Annotated in this window: 1 protein-coding gene; it reads right to left on the bottom strand. The window is 65.8% G+C overall.

The genetic code is table 11. The features are described 5' to 3' along the window. Positions 1-1,102: TldD/PmbA family protein (locus tag B2U11_RS12730; protein ID WP_292072196.1), on the bottom strand; the 1,102-nt coding region annotated here is incomplete at both ends.

A 1,102-nucleotide genomic window follows, 5' to 3' on the forward strand; every position in this document is an offset into this window, starting at 1 on the left:
GTTGATGCCGTCGAAGCGCGTGGTCGACGAGCCGTGGCTGACGGCCGACACCTGGCTGGGCTGGCCCTTGCCGTCGAAGAAGGAGCCGAACATCCGATAGTCGCTCTCGTCGCAGATGGCCGAGCAGGCGTTCCAGAACTCGGGCGTGCGCATCTGATAGGCCACATCTTCCAGCGGCTGGGTGATGCGGCCGTTCTTGATCTCGTAGAACAGGGTGCCGCCGAACTGGGCGTTGTAGCGCTGCTGGTCGATCGAGAAGGAGCCGCGGCCCAGGATGTAGATGCCGTCCTCGACGTTGGAGATCATGTCGGCGGCGCTCATCTTGGTCTTGCCCGGCTGCAGCGAGACGTTGGGCATCCGCTGGAACTGCACCGTGGACCAGGAGTCGGCGTAGGAGCAGCCGTCGGAGGCGTCCTTGCCCAGGATGTGCGCCTGATCGCGCGTGGCCTGGTAATCGACCAGCTTGCCGTCCTGGATCAGCGGCCAGCTCTTGGTCTGGACGCCCTCGTCGTCGTAGCCGACCGCGCCCAGGCTACCGCGCTGGGTCTTGTCGGCCATGATGTTGACGATCTCGCTGCCGTACTGGAAGCGCGCCTCGCGCTTGTCCAGGGTGGCGAAGCTGGTGCCGGCGTAGTTCGCCTCGTAGCCCAGCACGCGGTCCAGCTCCAACGGGTGACCGACCGACTCGTGGATGGTCAGGCCCAGGTGGTTCGGATCCAGGACCAGATCGTAGCGCCCGGGCTTCACCGACGTCGCCGTCAGCTTCTCGCGCGCCTGGCGGGCGGCCGCGACCGCGTCCTCGGTCATGTCGTAGGACATGCCATAGCTGACCACGCCGTTCGGGGCGGTGATCTTGTCGGCGGGATTGCCGTCCAGATACTCCAGACCCATGCCCATCGGCGCCGACAGCCCGTCGCGCGAGCGGAACTTGCCCGTGGTCTGGTCGATGGCGGTGACGGTGAAGGGGGCCCAGATGCGATGGATGTCCTGGTCGATGTACGAGCCGTCGGTGCTGGCGAAATACTTCTGCTCGTTGACCAGGAACATCATCGAATTGACGAAGCTGGCGCCGGCGTTGGTCGCGGCGGCGTTGACGCCCAGC

Source organism: Brevundimonas sp. UBA7534, from assembly GCF_002479325.1.
Taxonomy (GTDB): Bacteria; Pseudomonadota; Alphaproteobacteria; order Caulobacterales; family Caulobacteraceae; genus Brevundimonas.